The organism is Streptomyces sp. NPDC005566 (genome assembly GCF_040605575.1).
Taxonomy (GTDB): Bacteria; Actinomycetota; Actinomycetes; order Streptomycetales; family Streptomycetaceae; genus Streptomyces.
In genome coordinates this window covers 173,706-191,810 of sequence record NZ_JBEXDB010000013.1, presented here as the reverse complement: position 1 = coordinate 191,810, position 18,105 = coordinate 173,706, and the positions used below count along the sequence as shown (strand labels likewise).

The 18,105-nt window shown below is 71.0% G+C and carries 14 protein-coding genes, 4 tRNA genes and 1 other RNA gene; 9 read left to right on the top strand and 10 right to left on the bottom strand.

Annotated elements, in window-relative coordinates:
* From ABZS61_RS21810 to purS, 4 genes are all read right to left on the bottom strand, one after another.
* Window positions 1–528 (bottom strand): helix-turn-helix domain-containing protein, encoded by a 528-nt coding sequence (locus ABZS61_RS21810; protein WP_356423574.1) that lies wholly within the window; start codon window positions 526–528, stop codon window positions 1–3.
* 106 nt (window positions 529–634) lie between these two features.
* Complete coding sequence (gene purL, locus ABZS61_RS21805; RefSeq protein ID WP_351169993.1) at window positions 635–2,884, bottom strand: phosphoribosylformylglycinamidine synthase subunit PurL; 2,250 nt, start codon at window positions 2,882–2,884, stop codon at window positions 635–637.
* The gene (gene purQ, locus ABZS61_RS21800) at window positions 2,881–3,561 is read right to left on the bottom strand and encodes a phosphoribosylformylglycinamidine synthase subunit PurQ (RefSeq protein WP_351169996.1); all 681 of its coding nucleotides are present in this window, start codon (window positions 3,559–3,561) and stop codon (window positions 2,881–2,883) included. The genes purL and purQ overlap by 4 nt, the downstream gene beginning before the upstream one ends.
* Window positions 3,558–3,827 carry a phosphoribosylformylglycinamidine synthase subunit PurS gene (purS, locus tag ABZS61_RS21795; RefSeq protein ID WP_356423569.1) on the bottom strand — a complete coding sequence of 90 codons (270 nt, stop codon included), beginning with the start codon at window positions 3,825–3,827 and terminating at the stop codon, window positions 3,558–3,560. Before purS ends, purQ begins: the two co-directional genes overlap by 4 nt.
* A 373-nt stretch (window positions 3,828–4,200) precedes the next feature.
* Here purS and ABZS61_RS21790 point away from each other — a divergent pair, with 373 nt between their 5' ends.
* From ABZS61_RS21790 to ABZS61_RS21755, 8 genes are all read left to right on the top strand, one after another.
* The gene (locus ABZS61_RS21790; protein WP_356423566.1) at window positions 4,201–4,536 is read left to right on the top strand and encodes an Lsr2 family protein; all 336 of its coding nucleotides are present in this window, start codon (window positions 4,201–4,203) and stop codon (window positions 4,534–4,536) included.
* Between the two features lie 152 nt (window positions 4,537–4,688).
* Window positions 4,689–4,760: transfer RNA gene (locus ABZS61_RS21785), tRNA-Gly, on the top strand.
* Between the two features lie 80 nt (window positions 4,761–4,840).
* A tRNA-Gly gene (locus ABZS61_RS21780) sits at window positions 4,841–4,913 on the top strand.
* 131 nt (window positions 4,914–5,044) lie between these two features.
* Window positions 5,045–6,157, top strand: a complete 1,113-nt coding sequence (locus ABZS61_RS21775) for an ABC transporter ATP-binding protein (RefSeq protein WP_356423563.1) — start codon at window positions 5,045–5,047, stop codon at window positions 6,155–6,157.
* Window positions 6,154–6,975 (top strand): ABC transporter permease, encoded by an 822-nt coding sequence (locus tag ABZS61_RS21770; RefSeq protein ID WP_356423560.1) that lies wholly within the window; start codon window positions 6,154–6,156, stop codon window positions 6,973–6,975. The genes ABZS61_RS21775 and ABZS61_RS21770 overlap by 4 nt, the downstream gene beginning before the upstream one ends.
* 78 nt (window positions 6,976–7,053) lie before the next feature.
* Window positions 7,054–8,343, top strand: coding sequence for a histidine kinase (locus ABZS61_RS21765; protein ID WP_356423732.1), 1,290 nt, complete (start codon window positions 7,054–7,056; stop codon window positions 8,341–8,343).
* A gap of 31 nt (window positions 8,344–8,374) precedes the next feature.
* Window positions 8,375–9,004, top strand: coding sequence for a response regulator transcription factor (locus ABZS61_RS21760; protein WP_356423557.1), 630 nt, complete (start codon window positions 8,375–8,377; stop codon window positions 9,002–9,004).
* Between the two features lie 22 nt (window positions 9,005–9,026).
* Window positions 9,027–9,099: transfer RNA gene (locus ABZS61_RS21755), tRNA-Gly, on the top strand.
* Window positions 9,100–9,143: 44 nt separating this feature from the next.
* Here the strand turns inward: ABZS61_RS21755 and ABZS61_RS21750 are convergent.
* The 6 genes from ABZS61_RS21750 to ffs all read right to left on the bottom strand — a co-directional run bounded on the left by ABZS61_RS21750 (window position 9,144) and on the right by ffs (window position 17,811).
* Window positions 9,144–10,058, bottom strand: a complete 915-nt coding sequence (locus ABZS61_RS21750) for a phosphoribosylaminoimidazolesuccinocarboxamide synthase (RefSeq protein ID WP_356423554.1) — start codon at window positions 10,056–10,058, stop codon at window positions 9,144–9,146.
* A gap of 107 nt (window positions 10,059–10,165) precedes the next feature.
* Window positions 10,166–11,629, bottom strand: coding sequence for a N,N-dimethylformamidase beta subunit family domain-containing protein (locus ABZS61_RS21745; protein WP_356423552.1), 1,464 nt, complete (start codon window positions 11,627–11,629; stop codon window positions 10,166–10,168).
* 291 nt (window positions 11,630–11,920) lie between these two features.
* Entirely contained in the window at window positions 11,921–13,654 is a 1,734-nt protein-coding gene (locus ABZS61_RS21740) for a hypothetical protein (RefSeq protein ID WP_356423549.1), read from the bottom strand.
* Window positions 13,655–14,025: 371 nt separating this feature from the next.
* On the bottom strand, window positions 14,026–15,279 hold the full coding sequence (gene purD, locus ABZS61_RS21735) for a phosphoribosylamine--glycine ligase (RefSeq protein ID WP_356423546.1): 1,254 nt from the start codon (window positions 15,277–15,279) through the stop codon (window positions 14,026–14,028).
* 76 nt (window positions 15,280–15,355) lie between these two features.
* On the bottom strand, window positions 15,356–17,635 hold the full coding sequence (locus ABZS61_RS21730) for a DNA polymerase III subunit gamma and tau (RefSeq protein WP_356423543.1): 2,280 nt from the start codon (window positions 17,633–17,635) through the stop codon (window positions 15,356–15,358).
* Between the two features lie 79 nt (window positions 17,636–17,714).
* An RNA gene (gene ffs, locus ABZS61_RS21725) (signal recognition particle sRNA small type) lies at window positions 17,715–17,811 on the bottom strand.
* A 132-nt stretch (window positions 17,812–17,943) separates the two neighbouring features.
* Between ffs and ABZS61_RS21720 the strand changes: the two genes are divergently transcribed.
* A tRNA-Ser gene (locus ABZS61_RS21720) sits at window positions 17,944–18,031 on the top strand.
* The last annotated feature ends 74 nt before the right edge of the window (window positions 18,032–18,105 follow it).

Genomic DNA, 18,105 nt, shown 5'->3' with positions numbered 1-18,105 from the left:
TCAGGGCCGGGCGGCCGTGAGCACCACCAGCAGCGGCACCACCCGGGCCGCCGGTACCTCGTAGCGCCCGCGTCCCGTCGTGTGCAGCCAGCCCGCGCCGGTCAGCAGGCGCAGGTGGTGGTAGATCTGACCGGTCGTGCCTGTCTCGTCCAGCTCGGCCAGCTCGGCGGCTGTGCGCCGGCCGCCGAGGATCTCCCGGAGCAGCCGCAGCCGTACCGGATGGCCGAGCGCGGCCAGCGGTTCGGCGGCTTCCGCCCAGTCGGGACGGTCCTCGTCCGAACCCAGGAGCCCTGCGGTGAGCGCGCCGTACTGCCACTCGTACCGCTCACCGGCCGGCAGCCGTACCGCGCCCGTGAACAGCACCCCGCCGTCGGCGGCGGCGTCCCCGAGCCGGCCGAGCTGGTCCTTCAGCCCGGCCAGTGCCCAGAAGTCGCCGTCGCCCAGGCTCGGCGACCCTTCGCCGTCCGCCGCCCGCTCCAGCACGGCCAGTCGGCGCTCCAGTTCGGCGACACGCTCCTCGAGCTCCACAACACACACCTTACGTAATTACGTAATAATCATCAACAGGTCTTGGGCGGGAACACCGAAGCCCCCGTCCGGTCGACCCGGACGGGGGCTTCGTTACAGGCGGAACTCAGGCGAACAGACCCTCCAGGGTCCCCTCGTGCGCCGTACGCAGCTCACTCAGCGGAATGCTGAACTCGCCCTGGATCTCGATCTCGTCGCCGTCCACGACACCGATCCGGGCCACGGGCAGACCCCGCGCACCGCACATGTCGTTGAAGCGGAGCTCCTCGCTGCGCGGAATCGAGACGATCGCGCGTCCCGCCGACTCCGAGAACAGGAAGGTGAACGCGTCCAGACCGTCGGGCACGACCAGCCGGGCACCCTTCCCGCCTCGCAGGCAGGACTCGGTGACCGCCTGGATCAGACCGCCGTCGGAGAGGTCGTGCGCCGCGTCGATCATGCCGTCGCGGGAGGCCGAGATCAGGATCTCGCCGAGCAGCTTCTCGCGGCCCAGGTCGACCTTGGGCGGCATGCCGCCGAGGTGCTGGTGGATGACCTCGGACCAGGCCGAGCCGCCGAACTCCTCGGTCGTGTCGCCCAGCAGATAGAGCAGCTGGCCCTCTTCGGCGAAGGCGACCGGCGTGCGCCGGGTGACATCGTCGATCACACCGAGCACGGCCACGACCGGCGTCGGGTGGATCGCCGTCTCACCGGTCTGGTTGTACAGCGACACGTTGCCGCCGGTGACCGGGGTGCCGAGCTCCAGGCAGCCGTCCGCGAGACCACGGGTGGCCTCGGCGAACTGCCACATGACGTCCGGGTCCTCGGGGGAGCCGAAGTTCAGGCAGTCCGAGATGGCGAGCGGCTTGGCACCGGACGCGGCGACGTTGCGGTACGACTCCGCCAGCGCGAGCTGTGCGCCCGTGTAGGGGTCGAGCTTCGCGTACCGGCCGTTGCCGTCGGTCGCCATGGCCACGCCCAGGTTCGACTCCTCGTCGATCCGGACCATGCCGGCGTCCTCGGGCATCGCGAGCACGGTGTTGCCCTGCACGAAGCGGTCGTACTGGTCGGTGATCCAGGACTTGGAGGCCTGGTTCGGGGAGCCGACGAGCTTGAGGACCTGCTCGCGCAGCTCCGCGCCGTCTCCCGGACGGGCCAGCTTGCCCGCGTCGTCCGCCTGCAGCGCGTCCTGCCAGGAAGGGCGGGCGAACGGGCGGTGGTACGTCGGGCCCTCGTGGGCCACGGACCGCGGCGGCACGTCCACGATCTGCTCACCGTGCCAGAAGATCTCCAGCTGCGAGCCCTCGGTCACCTCACCGATGACGGTGGCGATGACGTCCCACTTCTCGCAGATCTCCATGAAGCGGTCCACGTGCTGCGGCTCGACGATCGCGCACATGCGCTCCTGCGACTCGCTCATGAGGATTTCCTCGGGCGAGAGGGAGGAGTCGCGCAGCGGCACGGTGTCCAGCTCGACGCGCATACCGCCGGAGCCCGCGGAGGCCAGCTCGCTCGTGGCGCAGGAGAGCCCGGCGCCGCCGAGGTCCTGGATGCCCGCGACGAGCTTCTCCTTGAAGATCTCCAGGGTGCACTCGATGAGGAGCTTCTCCTGGAACGGGTCGCCGACCTGGACCGCGGGGCGCTTGGTGGGCTTGGTGTCGTCGAAGGTCTCCGAGGCCAGCACGGAGACGCCGCCGATGCCGTCGCCGCCGGTGCGGGCGCCGTACAGGATCACCTTGTTGCCGGGGCCGGAGGCCTGGGCCAGGTGGATGTCCTCGTGCTTCATCACGCCGATGCAGCCGGCGTTGACGAGCGGGTTGCCCTGGTAGCAGGCGTCGAAGACGACCTCGCCGCCGATGTTCGGCAGGCCGAGGCAGTTCCCGTAGCCGCCGATGCCCGCGACGATGCCCGGCAGGACCCGGCGGGTGTCGGGGTGGTCGGCCGCACCGAAGCGCAGCGGGTCGACGACCGCGATCGGACGGGCACCCATGGCGAGGATGTCGCGGACGATGCCGCCGACGCCGGTGGCCGCGCCCTGGTAGGGCTCGATGTACGAGGGGTGGTTGTGCGACTCCACCTTGAAGGTGACCGCGTAGCCCTGGCCGACGTCGACCACACCGGCGTTCTCGCCGATGCCGACGAGCATCGCGTCGTTCTCGGGGACCTTCTCGCCGAACTGCTTGAGGTGGACCTTGCTGCTCTTGTAGGAGCAGTGCTCGGACCACATCACGGAGTACATGGCGAGCTCGGCGCCGGTGGGACGGCGGCCCAGGATCTCGCGGATCCGGGCGTACTCGTCCTCCTTGAGCCCGAGCTCCTTCCAGGGCTGCTCGGCGTCCGGGGTTTCGGCCGCGTGCTTGACCGTGTCCAGGCTCATGCGTTGACCAGCTTCTTGATGATCGAGGTGAAGAAACCGAGGCCGTCGGTGCCGCCGGTGCCGATCAGCGGCTCCACGGCGTGCTCAGGGTGCGGCATCAGACCGACGACATTGCCCGCGGCGTTGGTGATGCCGGCGATGTCGCGCAGCGAACCGTTCGGGTTCAGGTCGGCGTAGCGGAACGCGACGCGGCCCTCGGCCTCCAGCTCGTCGAGCGTGTGCTCGTCGGCGGTGTACCGGCCGTCCACGTTCTTCAGGGGTACGGAGATCTCCTGGCCGGCGCTGTAGTCCGAGGTCCAGGCGGTCTCCGCGTTCTCCACCCGCAGCTTCTGGTCGCGGCAGATGAAGTGGAGGTGGTTGTTGCGCAGCATCGCGCCGGGCAGCAGGTGCGCCTCGGTCAGGATCTGGAAGCCGTTGCAGATACCGAGGACCGGCATACCGGCCTTCGCCTGCTCGATGACGGTCTCCATCACCGGCGAGAAGCGCGAGATGGCGCCCGCCCGCAGATAGTCGCCGTAACTGAATCCACCCGCCAGGATGACCGCGTCGACCTGGTGGAGGTCCTTGTCACGGTGCCAGAGCGAAACGGGTTCGGCGCCCGCGATCCGGACGGCCCGCAGGCTGTCCCGGTCATCGAGCGTGCCGGGGAAAGTGACGACTCCGATACGAGCAGTCACTTCGGCCCCTCGGCCTTCTCGTCCGCCTCGATCTTGACGGTGAAGTCCTCGATGACGGTGTTGGCGAGAAAGGTCTCGGCCATCTCGTGGATACGGGCGAGGGCGGCATCGTCGACCGGCCCCTCGACCTCGAGCTCGAAACGCTTTCCCTGACGTACGTCCGCGATTCCTTCGAAGCCGAGACGGGGCAGTGCGCGCTGCACAGCCTGTCCCTGCGGGTCGAGGATCTCCGGCTTGAGCATGACGTCGACTACGACGCGTGCCACTGGCACTCCCGGTGGTGTGGTGCGGCTGTGTCTCCGAGGGGTTCCCCAGATCCCCGCGGGTCCTCTCAGCGTACCTGGCCAGAAATTCTACGCGGGTAGATATCGGACGGACAGGATCACACCGAGATATCGACCGCGACAACATGCAGGGAAAGTCCTGGGAAAAAATCTTCACCCGGATTGCACGCGGACACGCTGAGGTAATTGGCTGGGCTTCACAATGCTGCTCCCACCGCTGTACAAATGATTACGGGGGAAAGCACCATTGCCCCGGAACAGTCGACACCAGTCGATCCGCATCCGCCTAGTAGCCGGAAGGCCCGGCATCAGCGCATGTCAGACGCACCGATGCCGTAGGAAAGGACCGATATCCGTGGCTCAGCGCGTAGTGGTCACGCTCTCCGACGACATCGACGGGGGAGAAGCGGCGGAAACGGTCACCTTCGCCCTGGACGGGAAGTCGTACGAGATCGACCTCAATCCCGTCAACGCAAAAAAGCTGCGGAAGGCGCTGGCCCCGTACATGGCGGCCGGCCGAAAGCAGACAAATGCCAGTAAGCATGGCAAGGCTCCGGTGTCGTACCACCACACGTCCCTCGCGCCCGACCCGGCGGCCGTGCGCGCCTGGGCCCGCTCGCACCGGATGGAGGTGCCGGCCCGCGGCCGGATCCCCAAGAAGGTCTACGAGGCGTTCCAGGCCGCCAGTTGACGGGTACTTCCGGAACGTCCCGTTCCGGAACGACCTCCTGGGCTCCCCGGCGGAACACCCCGGGGAGCCGACTTGCACAACACCCCTGCAGGTCGGCTAGAGTCTGGAGCACGCCGAAGGGCAAGGCCGAAAGGCCGGGCCTCACGCAGCGTGCGGGTGTAGTTCAGTAGTAGAACATCCCCCTTCCAGGGGGAAGGCGCAGTGTGCAATTCCTGTCACCCGCTCTTCACTGCCTTGCCGGACCACTCCTGTGGATCAGGTAGAGTAGTGACCGCTCCGCCGGTGAAAGCCGAGTGGCAGCAATGCGGACGTAGCTCAGTTGGTAGAGCGCAACCTTGCCAAGGTTGAGGTCGCCAGTTCGAACCTGGTCGTCCGCTCTTGTTCAAAGGCCCCGATCGATATCGATCGGGGCCTTTGACGTTTTCCCCTATCGACCCATGACGTTTGTCATGAGCAGTGATGACAGCGCGCACTGCTCGCCGCCCTGATCCGGCGGAAGTCTTGAGTCATGACCAGCGACGACTTTCTCAGCGACCGGACGAGCGGTGCCACGGATCACGCGGGGCCGGCGACTGCGGGAACGGTGACCGCGGGAGCCGCGACCGCGGAGACGGTGATCTCCGAAGCCGTGACCGCCGAGACGGTGATCGCGGCGGACGGGGTTCGCCGCAGCTACAAGGACGGCTTCGAGGCCGTTTCCGGGGTCTCCTTCACCGTGGCCCGCGGCGAACTGTTCGCGCTGCTCGGGACGAACGGTGCGGGCAAGACCTCCACCGTGGAGCTCCTGGAAGGGCTGGCACTCCCGACCTCCGGAACCATCAAGGTCCTCGGCCACGACCCGTACCGCGAACGCGCCGCCGTCCGGCCCCGGACCGGGGTGATGCTCCAGGAGGGCGGTTTTCCCTCCGACCTCACGGTGATGGAGACCGCGCGGATGTGGTCGGCGTGCACCACCGGCGCCCGGCCCGCGGCCGAGGTCCTGGAGATGGTCGGCCTCACCAGCCGGACGGGGGTGCGGGTCAAGCAGCTGTCCGGAGGGGAGAAGCGGCGCCTGGACCTGGCGCTGGCCCTGACCTCGCGACCCGAGGTGCTCTTCCTCGACGAGCCGACCACGGGGCTGGACGCCGAGGGCCGGCGCGATACCTGGGACCTGATCCGGGCACTCCGGGACGGCGGCACGACCGTATTGCTGACCACGCACTACCTGGAGGAGGCCGAGGCGCTCGCGGACCGGCTGGCGATCATGCACCAGGGGCAGATCGTGACAGCCGGGACGACCGCCGAGGTCACGGCGTCGCAGCCTGCCAGAATCCGGTTCACGCTGCCCGACGGAGTACCGGCAGGGCGCCTTCCGCTCTCGCTCCGGGCGGGCGCGGAAGGGCAGCGGGTCGAGATCCTCACCGCCACGCTCCAGGAATCACTGCACGAACTGCTCGGCTGGGCCCGGGATTCGGGCGTCCAGCTGCTCGGGCTCGACGCCCGTTCCGCCTCCCTGGAGGAGGCCTTCCTCCAGATCGCGAACACCCGGCTCCGCTCCCGGGCCGACGACCCCCGCCGGGCAGGGGCCCGGCACGCCGGGTCCGGCCGGTCCACGAACGAGACGAAGAAGGTGACGGCATGACAACGCCCACCCTCGCGGACGACCGCGTGGACGTCGGCCGCTCCCCCTCGAAGGCGTCCGCCTCCGCACGGAGGCTCACCGCCCTGGCCCGCGCCGAGATGGTGCTGCTGATCCGCAACCGGTCCGCGATCTTCGTGGCCCTGGTGCTGCCGATCGTGATGATCTTCTCGATCCGGGCCTCGCTCCAGCAGGTCGACCTGGCCGGCACCGGGCTCTCCATCGCGGGTGCCGCCCTCACCGGCGGTATCGGCATCGTGCTGGTCCAGGTCGTCTACATGAACCTCGTCACCGGGTACGTCACCCGGCGCGAGGAGCTCGTCCTCAAGCGGCTGCGCACGGGCGAGATCACCGACCGCGAGATCCTGACCGCCACCGCGCTGCCCTCCCTCGTGCTGGCGCTCCTCCAGTGCGTGCTGCTGGTCGCGGCCGGCGCGGTCGCCTTCGACCTGACCGCACCGCGCCGGCCCGAGCTGTTCCTGGTGGGTCTGTTGGTGGGCCTGGTGATGATGTCCGCGCTGGCCGCCGCGACCTCGGCGATGACCCGGACGGTGCAGACCTCGCAACTCACCACGCTGCCGCTGTTCTTCGTCTCGCTGTTCGGCTCCGGGATCTTCGTCCCGCTGGACATCTTCCCGGACGGGCTCGCCTCGGTGTTCGAGCTGCTGCCGCTGACCGGCGTGATGACCCTCGTACGGCACGGCTGGCTCGGCGGCGCCGAAGGCGGCGACCTGGTCACGGCCGGGGTGGCGGCGCTGGCCTGGACCGCTTTCGCGGTGTTTGCTGTGCAGCGGTGGTTCCGCTGGGACCCGCGCGGCTGAGCACCGGGCCGTACACGACCACGGGACGAGATGCTCCCCGCCACCACTACGGGCATGGCATGAAGGGACTGACCGGTGTTGATCGGGCGAGTGACGGGCTGGCGACGCGGCTGGCAGGAGCGCAGCAAGCTCCAGCGCATCGACCTCTACACACGGCTCACGCTCTGCTCGCTCCCCTGGATCTTCCTCGTGTCCTGGGGCCTGCTGCCGCTCGGCGCGACCCTGGACCACGGCCCGGTGGCGGTGGCCCTCGGCGTGACGTTCTTCGCCGTGAACGCCGCCCAGTGCGTGCTGAGCAACCGCAACCTGGCCCCCGCCTTCGCCCACTACCGGGGCGCGCAGTCCTTCCCGCCGCGGCGACTGCGGCTCCCCGCGGTGCTGCTGGCACTGCTGACCGGCCTGCTGGTGGCTCTCGCGGCGGTGGGAGGTGTCGAGGAGGAGGGGCTGGTTCTGCTGGTACTGGACCTGCCCCTGGCGTTCACGATCCCGTACGCGCTCCTCGTCCCCGCCCATAAGTTCCTGCTCCACTGCGCGGTCTTCGCGACGGTCGCCGTGGCGCTGCTCGCGGCCGTCGGGGTGCCCGGCGGCCAGCTGTTCGGGGCGGCCCTCTCGATGCTCGTCGTCACCCTGCTGGTGATCACCTCGGCCCGGCCGAGCGCCTGGAGCCTGACCGTGATGTGGCAGGCGGAGGAGGCGCGGGACATGCAGGCCCGGCTCGCGGTGGCGGAGGAACGGCTGCGGTTCGGCCGGGACATGCACGACGTACTCGGCCGGAACCTGGCGGTCATCGCGCTGAAGAGCGAGCTGGCCGTGGAGCTGGCCCAGCGCGGGAACGCGGCGGCCGTGGACCAGATGGTCGAGGTGCAGCGGATCGCCCGCGCCTCCCAGCAGGAGGTCCGCGATGTCGTCCGGGGCTACCGTGAGGCCGATCTGCCCACGGAACTCCTGGGCGCCAAAGGCGTGTTGGAGGCTGCCGGCATCGCCTGCACCGTGGAGGGCGCCGACGGCCCGGTGGGGACGGGGGCGCCCCCGGCGGTGCAGGCGGCGCTCGGCTGGGTGGTCCGCGAGGCTGCGACCAACGTCCTGCGCCACGGCGACCCCCGGCAGTGCGTGATCCGGCTCTCGACGGCGGCGGGTGCGGTCGTGCTGGAGGTCGAGAACGACGGAGCCGGGGACATGGCCGGGCCGGGTGAGGGCGGTGGCTCCGGACTGGCCGGGCTGCGCGAACGGCTCGCGGCCCTGGGCGGGTCGCTGGAGGCCGGAGCGGTCGGGGGCGGCCTGTTCCGCGTCACCGCGACGGTCCCGCTCACGGCTCCGCGCGGCCGCCCCCGCCCCCTCCCCTCATCCCCTTCTCCGGAGGAACGATGACCGTCGAGCGCACCGCCACTCCGGAGGAACGATGACCACCGAAGGTTCCGGCCGGCCCCTGCGGGTCCTGCTCGCCGACGACGAGCACCTGATCCGGGGAGCACTGGCCGCGCTGCTCGCCCTGGAGAACGACCTCATCGTGGTCGCGGAGGCGGCGAGCGGCCCCGAGGCGCTCGCGATGGCGCTGGCTCACCGCCCCGATGTCGCCGTCCTCGACCTCCAGATGCCGGGCGCGGACGGTGTGAAGGTCGCCACATCCCTCCGTACGGAACTGCCCGGCTGCCGCACCATGATCGTGACCAGCCACGGCCGCCCCGGCCACCTCAAGCGGGCGCTGGCCGCCGGCGTACGCGGGTTCGTACCGAAGACGGTCAGCGCCCGCCGGCTGGCCGAGATCATTCGTACGGTGCACGCGGGAAACCGCTATGTGGACCCCGAGTTGGCCGCCGACGCGATCTCCGCCGGGGACTCCCCCCTGACCGCGCGCGAGGCCGAGGTGCTGGAACTCGCGGCGGACGGTGCGCCGGTCGCGGAGATCGCGGAGCGGGCATCGCTGTCCCAGGGGACCGTGCGCAACTACCTGTCCTCGGCAGCGTCCAAAGTCGGTGCCGAGAACCGTCACACGGCGGTGCGTCTCGCGCGGGAGCGCGGTTGGGTATAGTGAGCAGCGCGCTGCGGCGCATGCGAACGTAGCTCAGCTGGTAGAGCGCAACCTTGCCAAGGTTGAGGTCGCGAGTTCGAACCTCGTCGTTCGCTCGATACAAGAAGGCCCCGGTCCTCGTGACCGGGGCCTTCTGCTGTCACGACCAGCGGGTGCCGGTCAGAAGCTCGTACGCGTCCAGGTACTTCGCCCGGGTGGCGTCGACGATCCCCTGCGGCAGCGCCGGGGGCGGCTGCTCGCTGTGGCGGTCCCAGCCGGAAGCCGCCGAGGTCAGCCAGTCACGCACGAACTGCTTGTCGTACGAGGGCTGCGCCTTGCCCGGCTCCCAGGTCGCGGCGGGCCAGAAGCGCGAGGAGTCCGGGGTCAGCACCTCGTCCGCGATGATCAGTTCCTCGCCGCCGTCCGCGGTGGGTGCGAACCCGAACTCGAACTTCGTGTCCGCGAGGATGATCCCGCGCTCACGCGCGATGTCCCGCGCGCGGCCGTACACGGCGAGCGTCGTCTGCCGCAGCACGGCCGCCGTCTCGGCGCCGACCTCGCCGACGACCTCCTCGTACGACACGTTCTCGTCGTGGTCCCCGACCGCGGCCTTGGTGGCGGGCGTGAAGATCGGCGCCGGGAGTTCGGAGCCGTCGACGAGCCCCTCGGGGAGCGCGAGCCCGCAGACCGTACGCGTCGCGTTGTACTCGATCAGGCCGGACCCCGTCAGATAGCCGCGGGCGACGCACTCCACCGGAACCATCCGCAGCGACCTGCAGATCAGCGTGCGGCCGGCCCAGTCGGCGGGAGCTCCGGCGGGGAGCTCCGCGGACAGGACGTGATTCGGCACGAGGTCGGCGAACTGGTCGAACCACCACAGCGACAACTGGGTGAGCACCCGCCCCTTGTCAGGGATCTCGGTGGGCAGGACCCAGTCGTACGCGGAGATACGGTCGCTGGCGACCATGACGAGGTCGCCCGCCTCGTTCCGGTACAGGTCGCGCACCTTGCCGGTGTGCAGGTGGGTGAGCCCCGGCACCTGCACGGGCTCGGGCTTTTCTACGAAACCGGACACGCTGCCTCCGCGTAGGTTGATCCAGGAGTCGCTCCGATTGTCCCGCATGGGAACGGGCCACGACGCCAAGGGGTCCGCCTCGGCCGGTGGTGCGGGCCGGAGGTCGCTCAGTCGCGCTTGCAGATCCGGTCGAGCAGGTTGGCCGTGGCCCGCTGGATGCGGGTGTCGACATGGCCCGGACGGTCCAGAGCCGGTGACCAGGCGAAAGTGCCCGACGCGAAGACCAGCGCGCCCGACGGGGCCCGGTACAGCGAGGTCTCCTGATGCCGCGTGGCACCGTCGCCGTCCCGGTAGGGGGAGTGCGCGAGCAGGATGCGGTTCTCGTGCTCCGGCAGCGACGTACGCGGGAAGTAGCGGTCGGCCTCGCCGGCGACCAGCCCGTCGATCTCGTCGCCCTCGGCCGCTCCGGTGGCCTCCCAGAGCCAGTGCTCGGCGTTGCGGACGACCAGGGGGTGGGCCTCGGGGACCCGGCCCGCGTACTGGATGCCGAGCAGCTGCTGTTCGGCGCGGTCGACCTCGCGCCACAGCGCGGACTTGCCCGGACCGCTGCGCTTGCGGCAGGTCAGGAGGCGGTCGGGGACGCCCGAGGCGGACGGGGAGAGGCCGACCTGCCAGTACATGGTGTTCGCGGAGAGGAAGACGAGCGAGGTGCCGGTGTCGCGGGCACGCTCGGCGGTACGGCGCATGGGCACCGACCAGTACTCGTCGTGGCCGGGGAAGACCAGGCCGCGGTAGCGGCTGGGGTCGACACGGCCGGCGTGCAGATCACGGGCGTCGGCGTACGCGAGGTCGTAGCCGTAGCGCTCGGCCCAGCGGATGAAGTCGTAGGCGTGGCCGACGTGCAGGGGCAGTCCGGCGCCCGCGTAGGGGCGGTCGAAGGAGATCGTGCCGGCGGCGTCCTCCTCGCCGAGCAGCCGGCCCTGTTCGTCCCAGGCGTGATAGAGGCTGGCCCCGGTGCGGCCGTCCTCCGGATAGAGGTTGTACGCCTGCCAGGTGATGTCCGGGAGCAGGAGCAGCAGATCCGCGGGATGGTCGTCGCGGACCGTGAAGGGGATGTGGGAGCGGTAGCCGTCGGCGGTGGTGAGGACCGCGACGTACGCGCCGACCGACCAGTAACTGGGGATCTGCAGGCGCCAGGAGAGCCACCAGTGGTGGCAGGAGACCGTGCGGTCGGCGGCGAGCGGAGGCGGCTGGACGATGCCGGACAGCCGCGGGCTCGTGGTGATCTTGGCGGCGCCGTCGCCCGCGTAGTGGCCGATGCGGTAGACGTCGACGGAGAACTGCTGGGGCGGGTCCACGGTGATGTGGAAGTCGATCGCCTCACCGGGTGCCGCGGCGCCGGGCGAGACGAAGCCCTTGATCTGACGGTGCACGTCGTCGGCCGTCCGCGTGCCGCCACCGGCCCCGCCACGGCCCAGGTCGGGATCGGCGTACCAGGGGACGACCTGGCCGGTGTCGTCGAAGTAGTTCTCGCTCCCCCGCAGCCACGGGAGCGGGCCCTGCCCGAAGGGGTCGCTCACCGCGTGCGCGAGGGCACCTGATTCCCATCGCCGGATCTGCTCGGCCCCCATGTCGCTCCCCTCCCTCATCCCCCGGACCACACTGGTGCGCCGGATGTCAGCGCCGGTCCCCAGCACATCACATAACGCATGCACTCCGTCACCGTTCGTCGCGAATTGACGTGAACGGAACGGAATCTTCCGGATGTTGGGGACGTGGGGGACACAGGAGACACAAGGGTGTACTGGGAGACCAATGCGTATACAGGCCTGCTCCGGTGTTCAGGCACCGGTATTCCGGCACCGGTGTTCCGGCACCGGTGCCACTCGGGACCCCTCACCACCCGTGTCCCGAGCCGCCGTTCACACCAGCCGTACGGGCTTGTCGGTGCGGACGCCCACGCCGGAGAGCCAGGAACGCAGAGGCTCGGCGTCGCCGTCCTCGACAAGGCTGAGAACGGGAGCGCCCAGGTCCGACCTGCGTCCGCCGTCGACCAGCAGCGCCGGTCCGTCGAGCCAGTCGAGGCCGGGCGCCGCCCCCGCCGTGTCCACGGCCGCGCAGCAGACCATCGCCACGACGTGATCGGCCAGCAGCTCCGCACCCGTACGCGGCGGCTGGAGCGGGAAGAGCGGGAGCGGCACGGGGCCCCAGATATCGAGGGGGTCCGGATCCGCTCCGGCCTGGGCACCGTCCGCCGGGCCGCCGCTCCGGGGCGGTGATGCCGCCCCCGCCTCGTCGCGGGCCACGGCGGCACCGATCCCGGCCGCGAGCTCCTCGGCGTTTCCGCCGGGCGCTGCCAGGTGGTCGATGACACGGGCCAGCGTCGGCACCACGGTGCCGACCGGCTCGGCGCCCGGGGCGCGGTGCCCGCCCGCGGACACGCTCGCCGACACCCCCAGGGAGTCGAGCACGCGATGGAGCCTGGCCGCCTCCGTACGCCACTTCCGGTCGACGACCTCCTCCGGATACTGCTGCCAGTCGACCGGGGACCAGTCCGGGCCGCTCTCCGCGGGGCCACCGTGGAAGAGCCGCGCGGCCAGCAGCGAAGCCGCTTCGTCGGCCACGCCCGGCTCCTCCAGAAGATCGCAGGCAGGGCGCTCGCCGAGCCGGGAGGTGAAACCCTCCGCCAGCCGGTCGCGCCGGGAGAGCTCGGTGAGCGCGGAGACGACACCGGCGTCGAGCCGGGAGGGCCAGCGGCCCATCCGCCAGGCGGGCAGCGCGACCCGGGTCAGCAGCCGGTCCCAGCCCGCATAGGCGAGGCCGACCTGCTCCTGGGCGACGATCCGCAGTCCGTAGTCCACCCCCTGGGCGCGCACCGAAGCGGCGGCGGCGACGCAGCGCTCCATCTCGGCCGCATGACTGCGACAACCGCGCAGCAGCATCCTGGCGATCCAGCCGACGAAGGCGGCCGGCACCCCGCGCACGGCCCCCTGGCCGGGGACGGAGGCATCGGCGACCGCGGCATCGAGTCCGCGTACGAAACGGCGGGCAGCGGCTATGTCGGGGTGCGCGGACGGTCCGGTCCCCGCGACGACCGGAGCCAGCACCGCCCGCAGCTCGGCGACCCGCATCCACCACAGGAAGGGCGAGCCGATCACCAGCACGGGCGCGGCGGGCACCCGTTGGCCGCGCCGGTCGCCCGACAGCCCCTTGGCCAGGTCGGTCGCCCTCTGCTGGGCGGCGGGGTGCGTACGGTCCTCCAGCCAGCTGTCGCAGTCCGGCGTCAGGGCTATGGCGGAGGGCGCCGGGACGTCGAGCCGGTCGGCCAGGTCGCGGACCAGCCGGTAGAGATCGGGGGCCGCCTCCTCGGTGAGGGGCACGGTCGGACTCACCGCGGGCCGCGCCCGCGCCACCGCTGCGGCGACCGCGACGGCGAGCAGCAGGACGACGACGGCGCAGGCGGTCACCCCCCAGCGGACCGTGTCCCACGCACCGCCGCCGATGTGGCCCTGTGCGCCCGCGACGAACAGCACGACGGCCGCAGCCGCGGGCAGGATCGCCACGGCCACGGCTCTGCTGCGGATGCGCAGCAGAGCCAGGGCACGGGCACGCGCGGAATGCGCACCCAGCTCCTCAACCGATCCGGTACCGGACACGGCCTGACGTCACCCCCTCTGCCCCCGCGACGGTGTTGGTCACTCCCCCACTGTGGCACCCGTCACCGACATCGCAATGCCGGTGGGCCAAGTGCCGGAACGCTTGCGCCGCACCCTAGTTGGGGCCTCGGCGAACGTCATCCGGATGGCCCAGTCGTCACCCGATGGAATGGCTTTGGGCAAAGCTGCTGACGCGCCGGTGCGCAAGGGTCCGCTGTTACGGGTGTCGATCTCGCCGGCCCTGTGCGGGCGCTTCGCGGAGGGCCGTACACGCCCGTGCCCGGCCACTTCGGGAAGTGGCCGGGCACGGAAGCGCGCAAGAAACGGACGGGGACCGGGCCGGGACGGCAGCGGCCGTCGGGCCCCAGGCCTCAGGCCTCCTCGGCAGCCTTGCGGGCGATGTCCGTACGGTGCTGGGAGCCGTCGAGCCGGATCCGGCCGAGGGCCTTGTAGGCACGCTCACGGGCCGTCGAGAGGTCCGGGCCGGTCGCCGTGACGGAGAGCACGCGCCCTCCGGCGCTGACGACCGCGTCGCCGTCCTGCCGGGTTCCGGCGTGCAGGACGAACGCGTCCGGGGCATCCTTCGCCGCCACATCCGCGAGACCCTCGATGGGGTCACCCGTGCGGGGTGTGCCCGGGTAGTTGTGCGAGGCGATGACCACGGTGACGGCAGCGTCGTCGCGCCAGGTCAGCGGGGGCAGGAGGTCCAGGGTGCCGTTCGCGGAACCGAGCAGGACACCGGCCAGCGGGGTCTTCAGCCGGGCCAGGACCACCTGGGTCTCCGGGTCGCCGAAACGGGCGTTGAACTCGATGACCCGCACCCCGCGCGAGGTGATCGCGAGGCCCGCGTACAGCAGCCCCGAGAAGGGCGTACCGCGGCGGCGCAGCTCGTCGACGGTCGGCTGGAGGACGGTCTCCATGACCTCGTCGACCAGCTTGGGGTCGGCCCACGGGAGCGGGGAGTACGCGCCCATGCCACCGGTGTTCGGGCCCTCGTCGCCGTCCAGGGCGCGCTTGAAGTCCTGGGCGGGCTGCAGCGGCAGAACCGTGGTGCCGTCGGTGATCGCGAAGAGGCTCACCTCGGGGCCGTCGAGGAACTCCTCGATGACCACACGGCCGCAGGCGAGCGCGTGGGCGCGTGCCTCTTCGACGTCGTCGGTGACGACGACGCCCTTGCCTGCCGCGAGACCGTCGTCCTTGACGACGTACGGGGCTCCGAACGCGTCGAGGGCCTCGTCGATCTCGGCAGCCGTCGTGCAGACGTAGCTGCGGGCGGTCGGGACGTTGGCACCGGCCATGACGTCCTTGGCGAACGCCTTGGAGCCCTCCAGCTGGGCCGCCTCGCTCGAGGGGCCGAAGCAGGGGATGCCGGCCGCGCGCACGTGGTCGGCGACCCCGGCGACAAGCGGTGCCTCCGGGCCGACGACCACCAGCTCGGCGCCCAGCTCGGTGGCGAGACGCGCGACGGCTTCGCCGTCGAGCGCGTCGACCGGGTGCAGTTCGGCCACCTCTGCGATTCCGGCGTTGCCGGGGGCGCAGTACAGAGCGGTGACATCGGGGTCGAGGGACAGAGAGCGGCACAGGGCGTGTTCGCGGGCGCCGCCGCCGATGACGAGGACCTTCACGGGTGCAGCCTAACCGCCGGGGGCCGGGCGCCATGACGGGCGCCGCTCCGTGGACACGGCCCGCAGCGCGGGCCCCCTACTCGTTGTTGAACTCCTCGACCACCGTCGCGCCCAGCTCGCGGACGATCAGATCGTGCCCGGAGAGCGCGGAGTCGACCAGGTCCGGATCGTCGGCCTCCGCGGTGTCGTCCTCGGGAGCGACCGAGCGCGACGGCTCGGGAGCGGCCCTGGAGTACGCCTGCTCGGACTGCCCCGACGGCCCGGACCGCTGAGACGGGGACTGGGGCTGCTGGGACTGCGGCGGGGGCTGCTGGGCCGGGGCCGGGCGGGACTCGTACGACTGCGTCTGCGCCTGCGGGGCGGCCGGGGGCTGGTAGGGGGCGGCCGGAGGGCGGCCACTGCCGCCACCGGCCTGCGGGGGCATGCCTCCGCCACCCGACGGGTCGACAACGGCCTCGACCCGCCACTGGGCGTTGAACTTCTCGGCAAGAGCCTGCTTCAGCACCTCTTCGCTGCCGCTGCTCGCGAAGTTGTCCCGGGCACCCGCGCTGAGGAAGCCGATCTGCAGCGTGGTGCCGTCGAAGCCGGTGACCTGGGCGTTCTGGCTCAACAGAATCCAGGTGAACCGGCGGCGGTTCTTCACGGCCTCCAGGATGTCCGGCCACATGTTCCGTACCTGGCCGACGCCCTGCGCCATGTCCTGTCCACCCGGCGCGGGCGCTGCGGGCGGCGCGACGGCGGCAGCCGAGGCCGGGACGGGGGCGGAGGCCGGGGGGGCCGTCTGCGGAGGTGGTGTCCGACCCGGTGCGGACGCGGTCGGCCAGCCCCCGGGACGACGCGCCGTATCCGCTCCGGCATCTCCGGCCGTTCCACCTCCGGCCGTTCCGGCTCCCGCCGCTGCGGGCCATGCTCCGGGCCGCTGACCAGCGGCCGGAGCTTCTGCAGCGGGTGCTTCGGCCGGCGCCTGGTGGACCGGCGGAGCAACAGCCGGGGCCTCCGGGACGACAGGGGCGGTGGCGGGGGAGGCGGCGGGTGCTGCGAAGGGCGCGGCTGCGGGGCCACCGTCGGGTGCCTCGCCACGTACCGCCGCGCGAGCTGCGGCAGGTCCGCCTCCCGGCAGTCCGGCACCGGCCGGCGCATGGGCTTCCGGCCCGGGGACGTACCCCACGGCGGGGCCCGCACCGGCCGTCGCGAAGGACACCCCGCGCTCCAGCCGGTCCAGCCGGGCCTGGAGCGAACGCTCGTCGTCGAAGGCCGCGGGCAGCAGCACCCGGGCGCAGATCAGCTCCACCTGAAGCCGGGGGGAGGTCGCCCCGCGCATCTCCGTGAGCCCTTCGTTGACCAGATCGGCGGCGCGGCTCAACTCAGCGGCCCCGAAGACGGACGCCTGGGCCTGCATCCGCTCGACCACGTCGGCGGGCGCGTCGATGAGCCCCTTGTCACCCGCGTCCGGCACGGCGGCCAGGATCACCAGGTCCCGCAGCCGCTCCAGCAGATCCGCGACGAAGCGCCGTGGGTCGTTGCCGCCCTCGATCACCCGGTCCACGACCTCGAAGGCCGCCGCCCCGTCGCCTGCGGCGAAGGCGTCCACGACGGAGTCCAGCAGGGACCCGTCCGTGTAGCCGAGCAGCGAGGTCGCCATGGCGTATGTCACACCGTCGTCGCCCGCGCCGGCCAGCAACTGGTCCATGACCGACATCGAGTCACGCACGGATCCCGCACCCGCGCGCACGACGAGGGGCAGCACACCGTCCTCGACGAAGCTGTTCTCCCTGCCGCACACCTCGGCGAGATAGCCGCGCAGCGTCCCGGGCGGAACCAGCCGGAACGGGTAGTGGTGCGTACGCGACCGGATGGTGCCGATGACCTTCTCGGGTTCCGTGGTCGCGAAAATGAACTTGAGGTGCTCCGGCGGCTCCTCGACCACCTTCAGCAGGGCGTTGAACCCCGCCGGCGTGACCATGTGCGCCTCGTCGATGATGTAGATCTTGTACCGGCTCGACGCGGGCCCGAAGAATGCCTTTTCCCGCAGGTCACGGGCGTCGTCCACACCACCGTGGGACGCGGCGTCGATCTCGATCACATCGATCGAACCCGGCCCGTTGCGCGCGAGGTCCTGGCAGGACTGGCACTCCCCGCACGGTGTCGGCGTCGGCCCTTTCTCGCAGTTCAGACAGCGGGCGAGGATGCGCGCGCTGGTCGTCTTTCCACATCCGCGCGGCCCGCTGAACAGGTACGCGTGATTGACCCGGTTGTTCCGCAGGGCCTGCTGCAACGGGTCAGTGACATGCTCCTGACCGATGACCTCGGCGAAGGACTCGGGGCGGTAGCGGCGGTAGAGCGCAAGGGACGACACACATACGAGGTTATCGGGGCGGACCGACAACCGGTCCCGCTCCGGGCACACCATCGGCGGGACACCACACCCCCGGGCACGCAAGGGCCCCCCACGCACCCGCCAGAGCCAACCTACCCTTGCTGCCTTCCGGCCCTGGGGGAGTTCAGTCAGATAGCGCCACGTGAGGGGCTGACGCCCACCTTAACCGATCCCCGCCCCCCGAAGTCCACCCACCCGGGGCCCCTGGTCCACTCCGAGGCCGCTCGGAACGATCTCAGGGGGAACGTGTTCGCGAGCACTCCCCAACGTCTTGTATTGTTTGCGGCGGAGGATTCGCCTAGTGGCCTAGGGCGCACGCTTGGAAAGCGTGTTGGGGGCAACCCCTCACGAGTTCGAATCTCGTATCCTCCGCCATTGCTCTCACCGGGCAATACGTTGATGGGCCCCGCAGCTTGCTGCGGGGCCCATCGGCGTTCCTCTAGGCCCGT